Here is a 20,593-nt window from a genome sequence, read left to right on the forward strand (position 1 = left end):
AAATGGCTATTATAAATCTGTTCCGATAGAGGAGAAACTCATTTTAAGCTTAATCTGTGAAGTAACGGGCTGCCCGTTGCAAGAAGCCGGAATCCAATTCTTTTTAATTCTTCTTACCACATATTTCATATCATCAAAAAAATAGGTACTGTTGGCTACTTTGGGAGCACCTTCAATCTGCGTTACTTTTCCCGTCTGATCTACAGTCAGGGTAAAAGTAAAATCACCGTTCAGAACATAGAAATCCGAATTCAGATAATCATACATGTATTTCCTAAGGGTATCTTTGTAAACCACAACGCCGCCGTCAAATGCTGCGGGCTTGAAATCAGTACAGTTTTTGACAGCCACCTGTAAAAGCGGTTCTTTGATGTCTATTTTTAACAGATTTTTATTATTCTCGGTAATAAAATTATCGTCCCGTTCTTCAACATCCTGCTGTGCCCAGGTCAGATTGGCGGCAAGAAGCGCTATAAATACCATTAAAGCTTTCATAATATGATAAATTATTAAAATTACTTTAACAAAGGTAAATATTTAGTGCCTTTTTAAAAAAAGAAAAACTTCACACAAATGCGTGAAGTTTTCGGTTTTATTGTTTCCATGTGCTACAGTAATCCTTTAATATGCTTATAATTTGATTTTACCGTATCCAGGACTTCTTCCATTTTCCCACCCAGCATGAGCTGTGCCATTGATTTTGTCATTCCCAGCACCTGATCCAGCTCAACCTTCGGAGGAAGTGCCAGTGCATTGGGATTGGTGAATATATTAAGCAGATAAGGTCCTTCATAATCCAGACATTCACGGATTGCTCCTTCTACATCTTCAGGTCTGTGAACATTCTTTCCCGGATATCCCATCGCCTGGGCAACCATTGCGAAATCCGGATTAATCATATCTGTTTCGTTATCAGGCATTCCGCCCACTTCCATTTCCAGCTTTACCATTCCGAGGGTTCTGTTATTGAAAACAATGAGCTTTACAGGGAGTTTATACTGAAAAATAGTTGCCATATCTCCTAAAAGCATAGAAAGCCCGCCATCACCGCACATCGCAATGACCTGCCGGTCCGGATGAGCTAATGATGCGCCTATAGCCATTGGCATTGCATTGGCCATTGATCCGTGATTAAAGGAGCCCAGCATTTTCCGTTCTCCGGTTCCGGTAATGAATCTTGCGCCCCAGACACAGCACATCCCTGTATCTACTGTAAAAATAGCATTTCTGTCTGCCAACCGGTCTAAGGTATGGGCTACGTATTCCGGCTGTATGGCATTTTCTTTACCAAAATCTCTGACATAAGAAAGCTGATTTTCTTTTACTTTTTCATAAAATGCAAGCTGCTCATTAAGGAAATCCGTATTTGTTTTTTCCTGAAGGAGCGGTAGCAGGGCCTTAATGGTTTCTTTTACATCTCCGGCCAGTCCCAATTCCAACTTCGCCCGGCGGCCCAGTCTTTCGGGACTTTCGTCAATCTGGACAATCTTATTTTTAACGGGCATGAACTTCTGATAAGGAAAGTCTGTTCCAAGAAGAATCACCAGATCTGCCTCATGCATCGCATGATAGGCTGAAGGAAATCCCAGCAATCCCGTTAATCCCACTTCATTAGGATTATTCGGCTGAATATCCATTTTTCCACGGAAAGAATATCCTACAGGTGCTTTCAGCAGTTTTGAGAGTTCAATAACTTCTACATTAGCTTTTCCTGCTCCAACACCACCATATAATGTTACTTTTTTACTCTGGTTGATAAGATCTGCAAGCTGTTTCAGTTCATCATCCGAAGGCCGGATAACCGGATGGGTTCTGAATACCTGGGCTGATGTAGCTCCTTCTTCTGCATCCAGTTCGGAAACATCTCCAGGAAGACCGATTACCGCTACTCCTTTTTTCGAAATGGCGTGCTGAATGGCCGTCTGCATGATTCTCTGTACCTGCTCCGGTCTTGTAATCATCTGATTATAATGACTACAGTCATCAAACAATTTTATGGTATTGGTTTCCTGGAAATAGTCCATTCCCATTTCATCACTCGGGATTGTTGATGCAATCACCAACATGGGAACATGGGAACGGTGTGCATCATAAGCCCCGTTAATCAGGTGGACATGCCCCGGGCCGCAGCTTCCTGCACACACGGCAAAACCATCCAGTTCTGCTTCTGCAGCAGCGGCATAAGCTCCTACTTCTTCATGTCTTACGTGAATCCATTGGATACTGCTTTTTTTGACGGCTATGTTAAGATGGTTGAGACTGTCTCCAGTAACGGCGTAAATTCTTTTCACATTGGCATTTTCGAGCATTTCTACAATCTGCTCGGCTACATTTTTAGCCATAATTCAATATTTTTGGTGGTTGTTTTCGTTCTGCTATCTCTATCAAAATTAGGCAATAAATTCTAAACTGCCCGCCATTTGATATGAACATTAAGAGAAAGGATGAAAGTTATGCTAAGACGAGTAAATTCTGAAAAGAGTGCCAGATGCATTTAATTCCGGGGCCTGGCAACCGTTAAAAGGTATTAAAAAACTCCGCAAATTACTGCGGAGTCTGAATGATATATTTTTAATAAACCTAGATTACTTCGATCTGGTTTCTCAGCAGGTCTTCAAATTCGTCTCTTTTACGGATCAGATGGGCTTTTCCGTCTAAAAATAATACTTCAGCCGGCTTTAATCTTGAATTAAAGTTGGAGCTCATTTCAAAACCATAAGCTCCTGCATTATGAAAGGCAAGAATATCTCCTTCTCTTACTTCATTTAGTTTTCTGTCCCAAGCGAAAGTATCGGTTTCACAGATGTTTCCAACTACGGTATAAATTCTTTCGGCTCCCTTAGGATTGGAAAGGTTTTCAATCATATGGTAAGAATCATAGAACATGGGACGGATCAGGTGGTTGAATCCTGAATTCACCCCAACAAATACTGTTGCTGTGGTTTGTTTAATCACGTTTGCTTTCACTAAAAGATAGCCGCTTTTTCCTACCAGAAATTTTCCCGGTTCAAACCAAAGTTCAAATTTTCTTCCTGTTGATTTTGCAAATTCTAAAAGTACTTTTTCTACTTTTTTACCCAGCGTTTTCACATCTGTTTCCTCTTCACTATCCTGATAAGGAATTTTAAATCCGCTTCCCATATCCAGATATTTAAGATTCGGGAAATGCTCAGAAAGTTCAAGCATAATATCCAGCGCCTGAAGGAAAACTTCCGGATCTTTGATCTCGCTTCCCGTATGCATATGAAGACCTTCTACATTAAGGTTCGTGCTTTTCATTACTCTTTCAATATGGCGAAGCTGGTGGATAGAGATCCCGAACTTACTGTCAATGTGTCCTGTTGAAATTTTATAGTTTCCGCCTGCAAAAATATGCGGATTGATTCTTACAAAAATGGGATATGAATTCCCGAATTTATTTCCAAATTGCTCAAGAATAGAGATATTGTCAATATTGATATGTACACCATGCTGCATTGCTTCTTCAATTTCTGCAAGATCTACACAATTGGGGGTAAAAAGTATTTTTTCTTTAGGAAATCCTGCCTTCAATCCAAGCTTTACTTCATTTATTGACACACAGTCCAAAGAGGCCCCCAGGTTCTTGACATACTTCAGAATATTAATGTTCGTCAGCGCTTTAGCCGCATAAAAGAACTTTGTGTGTTTTAAAAAAGATGATGTAAGTTTTTCGTATTGAGTTTTAATAGATTCAGCATCGTAAACGTACACCGGTGTGCCATGTTCTCTGGCAATCTGTAGCAAATCTTTTGAATTCATAATTTCATTTTAACATAAAAAAAGGCAGATTCTTCGAAAAGAGTCTGCCGCATTAATTATTTTTTATGCAAGACAACCCTTTTAAATATTCCAAACCTTAGAGAACTTTACAGCTCCCTTTTTTCCGGTTTTTATTTGTTTAAAAATTTGCATTGCTTTTATTTATTTTTTTGCAAAAATACTATTTATTTTTCATTTGGAAGGTAATTGATTGGAAAAGCCATTCCTGCATATAAAATTACCTCTGTAAATTTTCCTGTTATTTTGGTAAAGGTAATGTCTCAAAGTCGCCACGAAGGAGTGCCAGCTGTAATTCATTATTTAAATCCACTGAAGAAAGCGGAAGATTAATTTTCAATTTAGCAAGCTTACTTAATGTCTGTATCTGCGTAAACAGCTCATAAAAACCATAGGACACCACTTTCCCGTTTTCAATGATCAAAAATAATTTTTCACCCAGTTTTCGGCCGGTACCCAGCCACAGCTCGTTTCTTTTTCTGAAATCTATTTTCTTTTTGAAAGCATTGACATCGTTGAACTCATCCTGGGAACTGATAAACTGTACCGCTTTTGTCCCTTGGGTGAATGACCTGAATTTTATGATTGGTTTTTCTGTTTTATTCAGTTTATTCTTTTCAACAACGTATTTGTTATTTCTGAAGTAAAGCCCGAAAGGCAGATTTTCTCTTTTCCTGATATTTTTGGAGTTAAGAATCAGCCTGGCAATAATATCTGTTCCTGTAAGTTCATAATTGATCTGCTCTACGTCCTTCTGAACCTGTTCCCATTTTTTAGACTTGGAATTAAAGACTTTTTTTGAGAATTTATTGATATCCTGAACATAATCTGAGAAAATAATTTTCCCCTCCTCATTTTGAAAATACACAAACCCCTTTTCATTAGGCAGGTCCTGTGTAAGTTCTTTAATCTTATTGATATAGCTTTTGGCATTAGACTCTTCATGTTGCTTCTGAATAATCTCATTTTCTGTATCCTTTGAAGCTAAAAGCTTGAAGAGTTCCAGCGTTGCCCTTGCATCTCCGTCTGCCCTGTGATGATTGGTAAGGGGAATTCCCAATGACTTAACCAGTTTCCCCAAAGAGTAGCTTACCTCATCGGGAATCAGTTTTTTAGCCAAAGGAATGGTATCTAAGGTATTGATCTTAAAATCATAGCCCAGCCTTTTGAATGACTGTCTCAGCATTCTGTAATCAAAATCGATATTGTGACCTACCAATGTTGTATTTTCGGTAATTTCTATGACTCTCTTGGCAATTTCATGGAATTTTGGTGCTGTTTTCACCATTTTAGGGGTGATACTTGTGAGTTTCTGTACGAAAGGAGTGATATCACTTTCCGGATTAACAAGAGATATAAACTGGTCAGTAATTTTCTGGCCATCATATCTGTAGATGGCAATGTCTATAATGCATTCATTTCTATAACCTGCACCATTACTTTCTATATCTATAATTGAATACATTGAATTTTCTTGCTATACTGTTGTTTTTTTAAGTTCAAATTAATAAATCCTGTCATGAAACAATCCCTCATAAGAACCCGCTCCAATTTCCATCTATGATCAATGGCAGCCCCGCTAAAATAACAAAAAATATGTCAAAAACAGTAAACCGTTCATTAATGCGAATTCCGGGCAGATTCAAATTGAAAAGATGAATAAACTAAAAAGCTGAGACTCTTCTTTCTAACAGTTATTTTTTATCGATATAAATTAAGTTTCACTATCTTCTTCTTCCTCCAAGCCCAAACATTCCGAGAATAGCTTTTGCACCTTCCCGCATCAGAGTACTGGTAAAAGTTCTTCCGGCTTTGCTCTGAAGTACCTGCTCAAACATCCCCGGTTCTTCTTTTACTGTCTTTGTTTTTTGTGTCGGAGCTGAATTCTGAACCGCCTGTTCCATTCTGCTGGTCAGCATCTCATAAGCTGATTCACGGTCTATAGCCTGTTCATATTTAGCAACCATGGCTGATCTTGAGGTTAGTTCCGAGATCTCAGCATCGTTCAGTACATCCATCCTGGATTCTGGTGAAATCAGATACGTGTGCACCAGCGGAGTCGGAATTCCCTTTTCATCAAGAGCTGTCACAAATGCTTCTCCTATTCCCAGGTTCTGTATCAGATTGGAGGCATTGTAGAACTCAGTAGTCGGATAATTTTCCACGGCTTTTGAAATCTCTTTCTTATCTTTTGCCGTAAAGCCCCGTAATGCATGCTGAATTTTAAGCCCCAGCTGTGACAATACATTTTCAGGCACATCTCCCGGAATCTGTGTAATGAAATAGATCCCTACTCCTTTGGAACGAATAAGCTTCACCATGGTTTCAATCTGGGACAAAAGTGCTTTTGAAGCTTCATCAAAGATAAGATGTGCTTCATCAATGAATAAAACAAGCTTAGGTTTTCCGCTGTCTCCTTCTTCCGGAAAAGTCATATAGATCTCTGCAAAAAGCGAAAGCATGAAAGTAGAAAACAGTTGAGGCTTATTCTGAATATCGGATACTCTTAGAATATTAACTACTCCTTTTCCGTCTCTTGTTTCAAGAAGATCATGTACATCAAAGCTCAGCTCACCAAAGAAGCTTGCAGCACCTTGTTGTTCCAGCGCAACGATTGATCTCAGAATAGCCCCTAAAGAAGCCGGAGCAATTGATCCGTAGTTCGCAGCAAGTTCAGCTTTACCCTGCGCATTGTCTGTAACATACTGAAGTACTTTTTTCAGGTCATTCAGATCAATCAGCGGAAGCCCTTTATCATCACAGTATTTGAATACGATAGACATAATACTCTGCTGGGTATCGTTCAGCTGAAGGATTTTGCTTAGTAAAACCGGGCCGAATTCGGTTACGGTAGCTCTTAACTTCACGCCTTTTCCTCCTGAGATGCTCATCAGTTCCACCGGAAATGCCTGCGGATTGTAGGGAAGCTGTGTTTTTGCATACCGTTCCTCAATAACAGGATTCATTTGGCCAGCTTCTGCAATCCCTGAAAAGTCACCTTTTATATCCAGAACTAAAGAAGGAATTCCTGCATGGGAAAGCTGTTCAGCAAAAACCTGCAGTGTTTTGGTTTTACCTGTTCCGGTAGCACCTGCGATAAGTCCGTGCCTGTTAATAGTCTTTAAAGGAATCGTAACATTCACTTCAGTAACGACTTCCCCGTCCAGCATTCCTTTTCCTAATATAATATGTTCTCCTTTCGGAGTATATCTTGCATTCAGTTCTTCAATAAATTGTGCTTTATCTGCCATTTGTTCTTTTTTTAACATATAAATATAAAAGTTTTTATAAAATATTCAGTCATTAAAATAATATTCCGGAAAAACCGGAGCTAATATTTTCAGAAATGCATTTTCAGGCGATGTCATCTGCAAATTTTAAACCATGCAAATAAAAAAACAGGAATAAAATACCCAATGTCCGGACAATACGCAAATATTTTCATTTACCGGACATGACAAAAAACAGCCTGCCAAACCGTCATTCTTTTACACCCTTTTTTACCTGAAAATAAAGGACTTTACAGCTGAAAAGACACGAAATATTGACAGAAACTATCATCCGGATTTAACATTTCATTTACATTTCATCTAATACTTTGTATCTTTATCTAAAATTTTAAAAAGACCCTCATGAAAATTGAACAAATATATACGGGCTGTCTGGCTCAGGGAGCTTATTATATTGTATCAGAAAACGAAGCTGCTATTATAGATCCGCTCAGAGAGGTAAAGCCTTACCTTGACCGTCTGGAGAAAGACAATGTTACCTTAAAATATATTTTTGAAACGCATTTTCACGCTGATTTTGTTTCAGGCCACCTGGACCTGAGCAAAAAAACAGGTGCGCCTATCGTATACGGTCCGACTGCCCAGCCTGAATTTGAGGCTGTCATTGCTGAAGACAACCAGATCTTCGAGATCGGAAAAATAAAAATAAAGGTTCTTCATACTCCGGGACACACCATGGAAAGTTCTACCTTCCTTCTGATTGATGAAAACGGGACTGAGACTGCTATTTTCACCGGGGACACTTTATTTCTGGGGGATGTGGGAAGACCTGACCTTGCCCAAAAAGCAACCAGTCTTACCCAGGAAGATCTTGCCGGAATTTTATATGACAGTCTTCAGAGTAAAATTATGCCCCTGGATGACAGCATAACGGTTTATCCTGCACACGGTGCGGGTTCTGCCTGTGGAAAAAATATGCAGAAAGAAACCGTAGATATTTTAGGAAATCAGAAAAGAACCAATTATGCCTTAAACCAGCCGGATAAGGAATCGTTTATAAGAGAAGTGCTTGACGGACTTACAGCTCCTCCAAAATATTTCGGAATGAACGTTGCCATGAACAAAGGTGGTTACGAAAGCCTGGATGTGGTAATGAACAAGGGATTAACTCCTGTTCCAGCAAGTGACTTCGAAGCATTGGCAGAAGATACAGGTGCTTTGATTCTGGACACAAGAAGTCCTGTAGAATTCCATAAAGGATTTATCCCTAATTCCGTGAATATTGGGTTAAAAGGAGACTTTGCACCATGGGTGGGAACTCTTATCGTAGATGTAAAACACCCATTGCTATTGGTGACTGATGAGGGAACTGAAGAAGAAGTCATCACAAGATTGAGCAGAGTTGGTTTTGATAATGTATTGGGATATCTTGACGGAAGCTTTAGCGCATGGAAAAATGCAGGAAATGAAACGGATGAAATCAAAAGAATTTCTCCGACCGAATTTGCGGAACAGTTTGATGAAAATTCCATTGTAATTGATGTAAGAAAGCTTAGTGAATATACTGCAGAACACATAGATAATGCTTACAACAAACCTCTGGATACCATCAGTGACTGGGTACACAGCATTGATGACACTGAACATTTTTTCCTTCACTGTGCAGGAGGATACCGAAGCATGATTGCAGCAAGCATCCTTAACTCTCACGGAATCAGAAACTTTACTGAAATTGAAGGAGGATTTAACGGAATTAAAAAAACAGAAAAACTTCCGACAACCGACTTTGTCTGCCAGTCAAAAACTTTGTAAGCTGATGAAAAGAACAATTTCCGGATTTATTCTCATATCACTTTTAGCGTTAACATCCTGTAAATCAAACAGCACAACTAATATCCAGAAGACAAACCTTCGTGAGGTGGTTAATAGTTCAGATGCCACGTTGGTAGATGTAAGAATTCCTGAACAGTATAATGCAGGAACTGCAAAGGGCGCCATTAATATTCCTTTGGCAGAAATACAAAATAATGTTGACGCTCTTAAAGGAAAGAAAGTCGTTGTTTTCTGCAATAAGGGAATTCAGGCAGATCAGGCCATGGAAATTCTAAAGAAGAATGGTGTGGAAGTTTATGACGGAACGAGCTGGAAAAATGTAAAAGCCATTCAGGACGAAAAACAGTAAAATCTAAAACCAGAATTATGTCACAAAAATTTCAGGAAATCATTAACTCAGAGAGGCCGGTACTGATTGACTTTTTCGCAACATGGTGCCAGCCATGCAAAGTCCAGTCTTCTGTTTTGAATACAGTAAAGGAAAACGTAGGCGAAGGAGCCAGAATCATCAAAGTAGATGTAGACCAGTATCCGGCCTTAGCCGCTCAATATGGGGTACGGGGTGTTCCTACTCTTGCCGTTTTCAAAAACGGTGAACTTTTATGGAAAGAAAGCGGGGTTCACGATGTGAATACATTAACGGAACTGCTTAAACAATATGCTTAAAAGGTTTTAGAGCCGGGATTGATGTTGAGATAAAACGTATTTATCTGAATATCAATCCCGCCTTTATCTTATAATTCAACAGCAAATTGGTCTCTGTCATTCAGAAACTGGAAGTGCTTCCTGAAACTTTTTAATTCCTCCATATTCAGTTCTGCCGTAATGATATTTGCGTTCTTTTCTGAAATTTCTTTTCCGTCTGCAAAAAAACAATGTGAGCTTTCCTGATAGAAAAGGCTGTTTCCATCGGTTCCTATTCTGTTAAGACCAAAAACAAAGGCCAGGTTTTCAATCGCTCTGGCTTTCAGAAGATGTTCCCAGGCTCCTACTCTTTTTTCAGGCCAGTTTGCCACATACAGAACCGCATCATAATCGTCATTATTTCTGGCAAATACAGGAAACCGCAGATCATAACACACCTGCAGCAGTATTCTGAATCCTTTATAATTAACGATCACCCTTTTATTTCCGGGAGTATACACTTTATCTTCTCCAGAAAAAGAGAACAAATGCCTTTTATCATAAAAAACGGTTTCAGCATCAGGCTGTACGAAATACATCCTGTTGTAAAACTTCCCGTTTTCCTCTACCGGAGCACTTCCGCAAAAGGCTGCATTTTTTTCACGGGAAATCTTTTTCAGGAATTCCAGAGATTCTTCATTTTTATCTGAAACTTCTGCGGCATCCATACAAAAACCTGTAGAAAACATCTCGGGTAATAAAAACAGATCTGCATGATGATCTCTGAATTGTTCTTCAATCAGCTGAAAGTTTTTATCTTTATTTTTCCAGACAATATCTAAATTAAGTCCTGCAATTTTCATAAACTTTGTTAAAAAACTTCAATAAAAATACGATTTTCCATTGATTTCGGTTCTATTTTTGATGCGGATATTTTTATTCATCACATTCAATTAAAAATGTAAAATTTATGAAGAAATTGTTTTTTGTGTTTATGATTGCTTTTTTCGGAACAGCCAATGCTCAGGCCTGGACGGGAAAAGGTGACCAGAAGATTCAGCTGGGGCTTAATGCCTGGGGATACGGAACAGGGGTTACGGGAACTTATGACTACGGACTGAACAAACTTTTATCCATTGGAGCAGGACTTAACGCTTATTTCGGCGATTATAAGGACAACGATAAGGATAATCGTGTTTTTGTTTTCGGAAGGCTTAATTTTCACCTTCAGGAAGCACTTGGCCTTCCTTCAAAATGGGATATCTATCCGGGGGTTGATCTTGGCGTTTTAGGAAAAGATTTCGGGATCGGAGCACATATCGGAGCCCGATACTACTTCACGGAAAAAGTGGGTGTTTTTGCCGAAGTGGGCAACAATGGCAGCCTGGGAGTTTCTTTCAATCTGTAATCATCCTACCATATATGACAAAGCTTCTCATTTTGAGGAGCTTTTTTATTTGGCATAGTTTTGATAATTGTTACCTTTGCAAATTAAAATCTAAAATTTATTAATGGAATTAGCAATCAAGATTTTCCAGTTCATACTAAGTATTTCTATTTTAGTAGTTCTTCATGAGCTTGGACATTTTTTACCAGCGAAATGGTTCAAAACCAGAGCAGAGAAATTTTTCCTGTTTTTTGATCCCTGGTTTTCAATTTTCTCAATGAAGAAGATCAATGGAAAATGGCAGTATAAATTTATATCCAAAAACCTTCCTGATACAGAAATAATTGAAGTAAACGGAGAGAAAAAGGAGGTTCCTATTGATATATCCAAACTCCCGGACAGCGACTGGAGAAAACATCCTGAACAGACCAAATACGGTATAGGATGGCTTCCTTTCGGCGGATACGTGAAGATTGCAGGTATGATTGATGAGAGCATGGACAAAGAGCAGATGAAAAAGCCTGCACAGCCCTGGGAATTCAGATCCAAACCGGCCTGGCAGCGTCTGATCATTATGCTTGGCGGAGTTACCGTGAACTTTTTCCTGGCATGGATCATATTCGGATGTCTTTCTTATTTCAACGGGGAAACGTCTTTTGACACGTCTAAAGTGGATGCTCCTATGCATTACACGGAAATCGCCAAAGCAATGGGCTTTAAAGATGGTGATAAGATCCTAAAGGTAGACGGAAAAGTTCAGAACAACCTTGACAAATTATCTCTTGATATTTTATTAAGTGATGAGATCACAGTATTAAGAGATGGGAAAGAACTTACTTTCAATACGAATGATGACGGGAAAGCTATGGCGTTCAAAGATGAAAACCCAAGAGCCTTCCTTACGCCCAGATTTGCAGCAGTAGTTGATACTATTGTCAATCCTAAAACAGCAGCAGCCGGTTTAAAAGTTGGTGACCAGGTAACCTCAGTAAACGGACAAAAAATTGCTTATTATGATGAGTTCCGCACTGCTGTGAGTAAAAATCCGGGGAAAACAATTAATGTAGAGGTATTGAGGAACGGAGCACAGGTTCCGCTAAGTCTTGAGGTTTCAAAAGAGGGAACTTTAGGAATTTCTTCTTACAAGCAAATGAATAAGTATGCAAAAACTGAAAACTTTACTTTTGCACAGGCTATCGGAAGAGGCTACACAAGAAGTATCGAGAGTTTAACATACCAGGTTAAGCAGTTTAAACTTATTTTCAATAAAAAGGTTCAGGGCTATAAGAAAGTGGGCGGACCTCTTGCTATTATCAAGAATATGCCGGTAGAGAAATCTAAAGAAGGAAATGTATCCATCAACTGGACGATGTTCTGGGGCTTCACAGCGATGTTCTCTGTATGGCTTGCCTTCCTTAACCTAATCCCGATTCCAGGGCTTGATGGAGGACACGTACTGTTTACATTATGGGAAGTGATTACCGGAAAACCGGTTCCACAAAAGATACTGGAAAACGCTCAGATGGTTGGAGTTATCTTCCTGCTTGGATTGATGATACTGATCTTCGGAAGCGATATTTTCAAATGGCTTACCGGAAGTTTATAAGATTTTTCAATTTTTTTCAGAAAATATTTGTAGGGTATAAATATTCGTCCTATATTTGCACCACTTAAAACAAAGGACATTCCTCCTTAGCTCAGTTGGTTAGAGCATCTGACTGTTAATCAGAGGGTCGCTGGTTCGAGCCCAGCAGGAGGAGCAGAAAGACTTACAGAAATGTAGGTCTTTTTTTTGTTTATAATCTTTGATAAATTAAACGGATCGGGCCAAAAGATAAGATAAAACATATGGTTAAATGGCCTAATGAGGAATTATTTTCCCACAAAGGAATTTGCGCTTACAATACTTCACCTAAATAAGCAAAAACGGCTTCATCACCGACAAAGTGATTCAATTTGTACGCATACTCTAAATGCCCTCAAAAAAAATTTAAGGTTTCCACAATTTTATTTTCCTGAAAAATAAACGGATAGCCAATTTCGTTTAATATTAGGAAATAAAAATTTGCTTGGTACTGATATTCCTATTATATTTGCACCACTTAAAACAAAGGAAAATTCCTCCTTAGCTCAGTTGGTTAGAGCATCTGACTGTTAATCAGAGGGTCGCTGGTTCGAGCCCAGCAGGAGGAGCTAAAAGACTTACAGAAATGTAGGTCTTTTTTTGTTTATAGCCTTTGATAGCTTATAGACAATATCACCAATAACGAAACAATGATAGTATTGAAGACGTTCATAGGATTCAAAACCATAACCGATTTTCATTGCTTTAATTTGGTGATTCAGAGCCATAACATATATTGATGAAGATTTCGTTATCTGAAGTCCTAGGAAACTGAATTGAGAAGAGCCGTGATGGATGCCACAAATAAATCGCATGAGCTACGAAAAAACATTTGAAAGTTTCCACATCTAAATTATAGTCAGTAAAAAGAATAAAAAGACCTACGTTTCTGTAGATCCAATTTAAAATACACCTACACAATTTTTAATGAGAGATAATATAGGTCTTAAATTCATTAGTCACTAGGTCTTCCAATAAAATATAAAAATGATTTTCAATCGAATTACTAATCATACTTATTTTAATTTTAGATCCATCATATTCTAAAAATTTATGCCACGATTTGCCCAAATCCTCTGAATACATAAGTAAACTTCTATTAGAACTCAAGTGATTATATAAGCTAGCCCAAATGGTCTCATTTTCCAAATAAAGCATCCGAAATATTGCAGATCGCCGATATGGATCAGGAATTACTACAGAATTGAAGGTCTTAAAATCTTTTGTAGATACAATAAAGTTTGTTCCTTGATAATAATCGGTTCCCAACACTATATTTTCTTTTGTCTCAACTAGACTGGTATAACCTCCTTTCTGAATATGAAATTTATTCAGTCTAAACCATCCTGATTTTTCATTTATACTTTGTGATGAATAATTACTTGATTTATTTATCCAAATACTTTTTTTGTCATCCCCTTCAGTAAGGACCAGACATCTTAATTGATTGATCCATTTAAGTATATGAATATGTTTATTGATATATTTTTTTAAAAAATCAAATTTATTCCACGTATCCCCCTCATTGTATGACACATATACATTTCCTACAAAAACCCACTTTCCATCTTTTTCAATATTGGCATATTCTCCAATTAATAATTCATTATTTTCTGTTTCGGTTATCGTTTCAAATAAAAATTTACTTTCAACTGAGGAAAAATCCAAAACTTTTTCAAATGTTAAGCCTAGATCTTTGGATCTAAATACCATACCTTCACTACAAACAAAAATATTTTTTCGACTATCCATGAAAATGCTATCGATAACACTTCCGAAATCAAAGCCTTCATCAATATTTCCATAACTATCTTGAAAAAAGAGTTTTGTTGGAGAACTTACTCTAGAGCCTAATATTCTATAATGATCAACTATTACAAGATTAAAATCTATTAGGTTTTTTTGGAGTTTTACATGTGAAATAGCATCAAAATCATTAACCCCTCCATGAACTATTAAATCAGAAACAGTATTATTAAATTTTATTTGATTAATATTTTTTTTAAAAAAACGCCAAGAAAATTCCCATATTAAAAACGACAAAAACTCCTCCGCTTTATTAGCCCTTATTACTTTATACATAAAGGGAACAAAGTTTATTACATTTATTTCTGAATACTTTTTTGTTATCATTTTTTACCAATAATTAGAGCCAGCCAGGAAATATGTTTTGTATAGGTAAGACTCATCAAAATCTTATCCAGCCTTTTTAAGAAGGATTTCAGAAATTTGAATCTGGATATATAAAGTAGAGGACCAAGAACATGATAAGTTTTGACCGTAACAGGAGTAAAGAATCTTTCCATTCTCTGAATCTCCTTCAACGTCAAATGATTCCACGGATAGGACTGATAATCAAACTTCTTAAACTTCAAATAAATCCTTCCAACTCTTGTAATAGGATTATTTTTTAGATTCTCAAGGAAAATGACACAGCCGCCTTTTTTCAAAACCCGTAGACATTCCTGAAAAAAAACATCATGACTGATATATTGAAGTACACTATTAGAAAAAATCACATCAAATGAATCATCAGGAAAAGGGAGGGAATCCGTATAATTATAATTCAAGAAATTAATATTTGGATATTTTACCTTTGCTTCATTTATTCTCTCAATATCAGAATCCATACCGGTAACCTTAAATCCTGTTTGAAAGAAAACATCTGATAATTCACCAAATCCACATCCAAAATCCAGGACATTTTGATAATCACCCTTGTTTCTATCCAAAAAATTGGAAATTTCATTGACAAAAGGAGTCATGTAATAAAGCTTGTATTCATCATCAATACGTTCGTAAAATTTCTCTTTAAATGAAGTCTCCATAAATAAGACAGTTTGAGTCAAATATAAAAAAAACAACATACTCCATTAACAAAATACATCATACCACCTTCTCACGAATAGGTATTTTGAGAAAAAGCATTTTCAAAATAGAAATGGGTCTCCATTATTTCACCTTAATTGCATGATTAGCACTATACAATCTGAAATTTAACAACATAGATAGGACAATTCTCTATTTTATCAGTTTTATATTCTGATAAAAGATTACATCAGTAAACCCAAAGAATAATTTTCACAATGACCATCTATTTTCAGTAATTTCACAGTCAATTATTTAAACCTACAAATGAAATTCAGACTTTTAGTATTAGTCCTGCTAATGTATAGTTTCATTCACGCACAGGGCGAAGAACTTGATGCTTCTAAAAAAGCAAATGTCAACAACATCATCTCTTTATTTAAAAGGAACAATGTAAATGACATTTCAAATATGATCAATTACCCCTTGCGGAGGGAATATCCTATTCCTGACATTAAAAACAAAAAGGAATTTAAGCAAAGGTTCAGTGAAATTTTTGATAAAGTTCTTATTAACCAGATTGCCCGTTCAAAAACCAGCCAATGGTCGGAAGTCGGTTGGAGAGGTATTATGCTGGACAACGGATTGGTATGGATAGACAGCTATGCGGGAAAGATAGCGGCTGTCAACTACGAAAGTCCTTTTGAAAAAAACTTAAGAGAAAAGCTTATTCAAAAGGAGAAAGAAAGTGTACATATTTCCCTGAAAAAGTTTAAAATCCCGGTATACAAAATAAAGACGAAACAATACCTCATCAGGATTGACAAAGTTTCTGACGATAAATACAGATACGCTTCCTGGAAAGCAGGCAACAAAGAAAATACCCGCCCGGACCTTATCCTGAATAACGGTGAGCTTGATTTTCAGGGAAGCGGAGGCAATCATGTGATCATTTTTACCAGCGGAAATTATACTTATAAAGTTTACAGAAATATTATCGCTGAAGAAAACGGTGCAGATGCTAATCTAGAAGTAGAAAAAGACGGCCAGACCATTTTAAGACAAAACGGGACATTAACTACTGATTAAAAACATCCACAGACATTTCTTTTTTTGAACAGTTACCTTTATATCCATTTAATAAAATAAAAGCAGAAATTGTCTTAACAGAATAAAACTAGACTTAATAAATGAAATTATCTTTTCTGACCACGCTATTTTTGCTCTTTCCTTTTCTGGGATATTCTCAAAAAGCAGAGCTTTCGAAATCAATCGACCATTATATAAAAGATGTGATGAAAAATAGTGATATACCCGGACTGGCTGTCGGGATAATCAAAAACAATCAGGTTATTTATCAGAAGTATTACGGTACAGAAACACTGGAAAGCCCTAAAAAAGTTAATCCCAGTTCAATATTCCGGGTTTATTCTACGACGAAACTGATGGCCAATGTTGGTGTTTTTCAACTTATTGAGCAGGGAAAGATCGCTTTGGAAGATCCTATTTCAAAATATTTTGATAATCTGCCGGAAGCATGGAAAGAAGTTAAAATAAAACATCTTCTGACCCACTCTTCAGGAATTCCCGACATAATCTATTTCAATGATATTTCTGTTGATGCATCCAACATGGAGTCACTGGCACGGCTGTTCAATGAAAGAATGGATTTTAAAACAGGTAATGAATACAGATACAATCAAACCAATTACCTTCTGCTTACCATGATTATTGAAAAAGTAACAGGGCAGCATTTTGAAGACTTTATTATCAACAATCAGTTTCCGGAATCCCGAAAAGAAGTTGTATTCTCATCCAATTCTCTTGAAAATATCCCCAACAGGATTGTAAAATATGACTATAATGCGCAGTGGGACCGATATGAGAAATCAAAACACGTCAGCGGTGTAAGATCTCATTCCGGGAACGGTCTGGCCATTACTCTTCCTTCTTTTTTAAAATGGAGCATTGAGTTCAATAAAAATAAATTTCTGAAGGAACAAACCAAGGAAATGATGTGGCAGCCTTTTATTTATGAAAACAGTACATACCCTTTTTCCTACGGTTGGGAAATCAACAAAATGAATGGGATTTCATCCTATGGATTTTCCGGAGGCAATGTAAGCGTTTACAAAATTTGTCCGGACCGCGATTTATCCATTATCATTATGTACAACGGATACAAAGGGTTCCCGGTTCAGTATCATATGGCCAATCATATTGCCCAGATCGTAGACAACCGCCTGAAAGACTCCTATTCGCTGGCCGAAGAATCCATCATTTCCGAATTCATGAAAAAAGGAAATCCTGATGCAGAAAAAAAATATCGCAGTATTAAGACCAAGAATCCGACATGGGATTTTGAAAATACAATAAATACCATTGGCTACGTCCTGCTTGGCCTTTCAAGAGCTGATGAAGCTGTCAAAGTTTTTGAAATGAATGTCAAAGAACACCCAAAATCAGGAATGGTTTTTGACAGCTTAGGTGAAGGGTATCTTGCTGTTAAAAACTACAAGCTTGCTTTAGCAAACTATACAAAATCTCTTGAACTGGATCCTCAAAACAATAATGCTGAGAACAAGATCAAAGAGATCAGACAAGCCATGGAAGCGGCAGATAAAAAATAATTGATATGGAGCAAACTGTTTCATAAGAAAGACTTACACAGATGCGTAAGTCTTTTTTTATTATTCTGTTAATCCAGGAAACATTGATTACCTGTTGATTTGTGAAGTAATGGTAGAATCCGTTATCTTATCATCATTCGCCAGTAAGAGTGCTTTTGAAATAATCACAGACAGACCGTTATCCCCTTCAAAAGGTAAAAACAAAGCATTGCTGGCCTCTTTTTTACTTCTGTCCGGAACAATACACAAATACTGATCATTAGGCTCCATCAGGATATTAGTACTTCCGATATGGATTTTATAGGTTCTGATTTTTCCTTTTACCACAACAAATTTATCTTCAATATGGGTTACTGATGCGATCTTCAGACGCGGAATAAGATTCTGAAGTATTTCTTTCCTGCTCTTAGCAATTTCAGATAAATTACCGAAGGAATAAGACTGCCAGTAATCCCTGTACGCAGGCAGACCACCAGAGTCGCTCCAGGCAGGATCGTTCCCCACACTGGCCACTCCTACAAAAAGATCCACATCTCTCATTGCTTCTGAAAAAGCGACAGCAGGAACATCTATAAGGTTCATGACCTCATCCGTTTCTGTATTAATAAACCTGATCTGGTCCGTCGTTACATAATTCCAGATTCCTGTTGCATTGAATTCGTCATTGGCATTTAAGGCATTTACCCAGTATTCAACAGAAATATGATATTCAGGCATCATCAGCTCTGCCGTATCATTGTCTCCGCCATCCCAGGCTCCAATAAGTCTTGCTTTCCAGTTTCTGCCTTTAGCCAGTGTAACATATTGATGCTGTTTAAGGATATGAGAAGCCATTCTATTGCTGTATGTTCTGGTGTTGATCTCCGCTTCTGTAAGAAGGTAAATTTCCCGGTACGCCTGCTTAAACGGCTGCTGAATTTCACCTTCCATTAGGAATTGCCTCCATGCCCTGACTTCAGTAGTACCGCTCGTTACCGGATGCCATAAAGAAACCGTGTCATACTGTTCAATATCAATGATGTTGTACTCAATATCAATCCACTCTCCTTTCAGATAAACAGCCAGCCGCTCTTCTTTTTCTTTGGAAAACTTAAAAATCACTTTTCCGATCACAAATGAAAGAAGGCCATGGTTAAGATATTTCTCTTTAAAATAATCAAGACTAAGAACCCTGCTGCTTCTCATCATCCTGTCAAACCTTTCTTTTTGAGATGAAGTAGTCTGATCGATCTGTTTCTGGGTGTCCTTGATTTTCTTTAATCTGGCGGCTGCATTATCTTTTGCTGCCTGCGGAACGGACTTCTGTTCTGATCCGTCAGGCTTAAACCACCTTAAGGCAGATTTCCCGATTCCTGTAAGTTCAATAACACAGGTGTAACCTTCAACTTCATAGGTTATTTTATGATCCTTCAGTTTAAAATCATCTACTGCAAGATCTTCAATCTCGGTTGAAGAAATCTTTAATTTTTCTGCCGCTTCTCTGATGTATTTTTCAATAAGATTCAGCGTATTGTTCTGCTTAATTTTTAATTTTAATCTCGAAAGCTGCGCAATTCCATCCAGCCCTTTTGACGCATACAGTGTATACAGACAGGCATTTCCTATACCCGCTGCAGCCGGTCCTTTTTCAGGAATTTTTTTAAAGCTCCGCTCCGCCAATTTACCGATTGTCTGTATCGTTGCATTATCATGAAACCATGATGACATCCAGACAAAGCCTTTAACTGCATCAGCATTCAGAGCACTCAGGAATTCACTGGACTGATAAGTATAAACCTGATTATTATACCGGTGCTCATGCTGTGTTATCGATTCTTTAAGATTGATGATAAACCCGAACCACTCATGGGTTATTTTTTTGAATTTATCAGATCCCAGGCGGTCAATAACTCCTTTTGCTTCATTCAGAAATTTTTGAGAAGGCTTCCCGCCTGAAGCTTTTTGCGCAATGGCGACAAGTTCAAACCAACATGATTTTTCATCTTCTTTCTGAAGATCTATTAATTCGTTGGCAAAATCTCTGAAAGCATCTTCACCTAAAAAATAAACCGGCCTGAAAACATGGTTTCCATCACCTGTTTTATGAAGGTAAGATTTGATTTTTTCTTCCAGTTTAATATGTTCTTTGTAGTAATAAACATCTGGCTTTTTCTCAAAACTTAAAATTTCGTTGAGAGTTTTTTTAATGCGTTCAGGAGCCTCATCAGGAAAGCTGAACTCTACCTGTTTAAACCATCCGGCAAGCGGCCAGGCAATAGCTCCGTGGTTATAATAATCCGCCTCAGCCGTATGGCTACAGAACGCCTGATATATATTCAGCAGCTTTTCTTCTGTAAGTCTCATCTTAGATTTAAAGAGGGTCTGGATATAAGAGAAAGCCATCCGGGTTTCTTTATACACCGGATCACTAGAGGTATTTCTGAAAGATTTCTTTTTCTCAGCGGCACAGGTAAGAAATACAATAAAATCGGCTTTCTTGCTGTCATCCCATTTTTTAACCACCTCATTGTAAATCTGTATCTCTGAAAAAGTGATTGTATAAAAATAATTGGAAACTTTCTCATACTGCCCTACCGACTGCTTTAAAGTCTCCCGGAACTCTTTATTTTCTTTGTTATCTAATCCTACAGCGGATTTTATCTGATCAAATATTCCCATA

General features: G+C 37.5%; 16 protein-coding genes and 2 tRNA genes. 9 read left to right on the forward strand and 9 right to left on the reverse strand.

From position 1 onward, the window contains the following. Positions 1-9 precede the first annotated feature (9 nt). The 5 genes from AOB46_RS09985 to AOB46_RS10005 all read right to left on the reverse strand — a co-directional run bounded on the left by AOB46_RS09985 (position 10) and on the right by AOB46_RS10005 (position 7,049). Complete coding sequence (locus tag AOB46_RS09985; protein ID WP_062698851.1) at positions 10-495, reverse strand: hypothetical protein; 486 nt, start codon at positions 493-495, stop codon at positions 10-12. A gap of 113 nt (positions 496-608) precedes the next feature. After that, a complete protein-coding gene (locus tag AOB46_RS09990) occupies positions 609-2,342 on the reverse strand; it encodes a thiamine pyrophosphate-dependent enzyme (protein WP_062698853.1) in 1,734 nt (577 codons plus the stop codon). A gap of 238 nt (positions 2,343-2,580) precedes the next feature. Beyond that, a complete protein-coding gene (lysA, locus tag AOB46_RS09995; RefSeq protein ID WP_185113861.1) occupies positions 2,581-3,780 on the reverse strand; it encodes a diaminopimelate decarboxylase in 1,200 nt (399 codons plus the stop codon). A gap of 259 nt (positions 3,781-4,039) precedes the next feature. Further along, the gene (locus AOB46_RS10000) at positions 4,040-5,263 is read right to left on the reverse strand and encodes a PolC-type DNA polymerase III (RefSeq protein WP_062698857.1); all 1,224 of its coding nucleotides are present in this window, start codon (positions 5,261-5,263) and stop codon (positions 4,040-4,042) included. Between the two features lie 259 nt (positions 5,264-5,522). Further along, complete coding sequence (locus AOB46_RS10005) at positions 5,523-7,049, reverse strand: helicase HerA-like domain-containing protein (protein WP_062698970.1); 1,527 nt, start codon at positions 7,047-7,049, stop codon at positions 5,523-5,525. A gap of 381 nt (positions 7,050-7,430) precedes the next feature. Between AOB46_RS10005 and AOB46_RS10010 the strand changes: the two genes are divergently transcribed. The 3 genes from AOB46_RS10010 to AOB46_RS10020 are packed head-to-tail and all read left to right on the forward strand — an operon-like array spanning position 7,431 to position 9,527. Then, entirely contained in the window at positions 7,431-8,840 is a 1,410-nt protein-coding gene (locus AOB46_RS10010; protein WP_062698859.1) for an MBL fold metallo-hydrolase, read from the forward strand. Between the two features lie 4 nt (positions 8,841-8,844). Next, positions 8,845-9,210, forward strand: coding sequence for a rhodanese-like domain-containing protein (locus AOB46_RS10015; RefSeq protein WP_062698861.1), 366 nt, complete (start codon positions 8,845-8,847; stop codon positions 9,208-9,210). 17 nt (positions 9,211-9,227) lie between these two features. After that, a complete protein-coding gene (locus AOB46_RS10020) occupies positions 9,228-9,527 on the forward strand; it encodes a thioredoxin family protein (RefSeq protein ID WP_040999599.1) in 300 nt (99 codons plus the stop codon). Between the two features lie 68 nt (positions 9,528-9,595). On the opposite strand, the gene AOB46_RS10025 is transcribed toward AOB46_RS10020, so the two are convergent. Further along, entirely contained in the window at positions 9,596-10,348 is a 753-nt protein-coding gene (locus AOB46_RS10025) for a nitrilase family protein (RefSeq protein WP_062698864.1), read from the reverse strand. 107 nt (positions 10,349-10,455) lie between these two features. Here AOB46_RS10025 and AOB46_RS10030 point away from each other — a divergent pair, with 107 nt between their 5' ends. The 4 genes from AOB46_RS10030 to AOB46_RS10045 all read left to right on the forward strand — a co-directional run bounded on the left by AOB46_RS10030 (position 10,456) and on the right by AOB46_RS10045 (position 13,065). Beyond that, positions 10,456-10,893 (forward strand): DUF6646 family protein, encoded by a 438-nt coding sequence (locus AOB46_RS10030; RefSeq protein ID WP_062698865.1) that lies wholly within the window; start codon positions 10,456-10,458, stop codon positions 10,891-10,893. Positions 10,894-10,996: 103 nt separating this feature from the next. After that, complete coding sequence (gene rseP / locus AOB46_RS10035) at positions 10,997-12,478, forward strand: RIP metalloprotease RseP (RefSeq protein ID WP_062698867.1); 1,482 nt, start codon at positions 10,997-10,999, stop codon at positions 12,476-12,478. A gap of 80 nt (positions 12,479-12,558) precedes the next feature. Further along, positions 12,559-12,632 (forward strand) — tRNA-Asn (locus tag AOB46_RS10040). 359 nt (positions 12,633-12,991) lie between these two features. Beyond that, positions 12,992-13,065, forward strand: a tRNA-Asn gene (locus tag AOB46_RS10045). Positions 13,066-13,420: 355 nt separating this feature from the next. On the opposite strand, the gene AOB46_RS10050 is transcribed toward AOB46_RS10045, so the two are convergent. Both AOB46_RS10050 and AOB46_RS10055 read right to left on the reverse strand, forming a co-directional pair. Beyond that, positions 13,421-14,629 carry a hypothetical protein gene (locus AOB46_RS10050; RefSeq protein ID WP_062698869.1) on the reverse strand — a complete coding sequence of 403 codons (1,209 nt, stop codon included), beginning with the start codon at positions 14,627-14,629 and terminating at the stop codon, positions 13,421-13,423. Further along, the gene (locus tag AOB46_RS10055; protein ID WP_062698875.1) at positions 14,626-15,324 is read right to left on the reverse strand and encodes a class I SAM-dependent methyltransferase; all 699 of its coding nucleotides are present in this window, start codon (positions 15,322-15,324) and stop codon (positions 14,626-14,628) included. The genes AOB46_RS10050 and AOB46_RS10055 overlap by 4 nt, the downstream gene beginning before the upstream one ends. A 307-nt stretch (positions 15,325-15,631) precedes the next feature. Here AOB46_RS10055 and AOB46_RS10060 point away from each other — a divergent pair, with 307 nt between their 5' ends. Continuing rightward, positions 15,632-16,393 (forward strand): hypothetical protein, encoded by a 762-nt coding sequence (locus AOB46_RS10060; RefSeq protein ID WP_241489189.1) that lies wholly within the window; start codon positions 15,632-15,634, stop codon positions 16,391-16,393. A 101-nt stretch (positions 16,394-16,494) separates the two neighbouring features. Further along, entirely contained in the window at positions 16,495-17,934 is a 1,440-nt protein-coding gene (locus AOB46_RS10065; protein WP_062698876.1) for a serine hydrolase domain-containing protein, read from the forward strand. Between the two features lie 87 nt (positions 17,935-18,021). Here the strand turns inward: AOB46_RS10065 and AOB46_RS10070 are convergent, their stop codons facing one another. Then, on the reverse strand, positions 18,022-20,592 hold the full coding sequence (locus AOB46_RS10070) for a DUF4132 domain-containing protein (protein WP_062698877.1): 2,571 nt from the start codon (positions 20,590-20,592) through the stop codon (positions 18,022-18,024). Position 20,593: the final 1 nt, after the last annotated feature.

The sequence above is a fragment of the Chryseobacterium indologenes genome, assembly GCF_001295265.1.
Classification (GTDB): Bacteria; Bacteroidota; Bacteroidia; order Flavobacteriales; family Weeksellaceae; genus Chryseobacterium; species Chryseobacterium indologenes_A.

Bases quoted from the DNA above. Each gene is read 5' to 3' on its own strand.
- AOB46_RS09985 (WP_062698851.1), bottom strand. From the start codon at position 495: ATGAAAGCTTTAATGGTATTTATAGCGCTTCTTGCCGCCAATCTGACC.
- AOB46_RS09990 (WP_062698853.1), bottom strand. From the start codon at position 2,342: ATGGCTAAAAATGTAGCCGAGCAGATTGTAGAAATGCTCGAAAATGCC.
- lysA (WP_185113861.1), bottom strand. From the start codon at position 3,780: ATGAATTCAAAAGATTTGCTACAGATTGCCAGAGAACATGGCACACCG.
- AOB46_RS10000 (WP_062698857.1), bottom strand. From the start codon at position 5,263: ATGTATTCAATTATAGATATAGAAAGTAATGGTGCAGGTTATAGAAAT.
- AOB46_RS10005 (WP_062698970.1), bottom strand. From the start codon at position 7,049: ATGGCAGATAAAGCACAATTTATTGAAGAACTGAATGCAAGATATACT.
- AOB46_RS10010 (WP_062698859.1), top strand. From the start codon at position 7,431: ATGAAAATTGAACAAATATATACGGGCTGTCTGGCTCAGGGAGCTTAT.
- AOB46_RS10015 (WP_062698861.1), top strand. From the start codon at position 8,845: ATGAAAAGAACAATTTCCGGATTTATTCTCATATCACTTTTAGCGTTA.
- AOB46_RS10020 (WP_040999599.1), top strand. From the start codon at position 9,228: ATGTCACAAAAATTTCAGGAAATCATTAACTCAGAGAGGCCGGTACTG.
- AOB46_RS10025 (WP_062698864.1), bottom strand. From the start codon at position 10,348: ATGAAAATTGCAGGACTTAATTTAGATATTGTCTGGAAAAATAAAGAT.
- AOB46_RS10030 (WP_062698865.1), top strand. From the start codon at position 10,456: ATGAAGAAATTGTTTTTTGTGTTTATGATTGCTTTTTTCGGAACAGCC.
- rseP (WP_062698867.1), top strand. From the start codon at position 10,997: ATGGAATTAGCAATCAAGATTTTCCAGTTCATACTAAGTATTTCTATT.
- AOB46_RS10050 (WP_062698869.1), bottom strand. From the start codon at position 14,629: ATGATAACAAAAAAGTATTCAGAAATAAATGTAATAAACTTTGTTCCC.
- AOB46_RS10055 (WP_062698875.1), bottom strand. From the start codon at position 15,324: ATGGAGACTTCATTTAAAGAGAAATTTTACGAACGTATTGATGATGAA.
- AOB46_RS10060 (WP_241489189.1), top strand. From the start codon at position 15,632: ATGAAATTCAGACTTTTAGTATTAGTCCTGCTAATGTATAGTTTCATT.
- AOB46_RS10065 (WP_062698876.1), top strand. From the start codon at position 16,495: ATGAAATTATCTTTTCTGACCACGCTATTTTTGCTCTTTCCTTTTCTG.
- AOB46_RS10070 (WP_062698877.1), bottom strand. From the start codon at position 20,592: ATGGGAATATTTGATCAGATAAAATCCGCTGTAGGATTAGATAACAAA.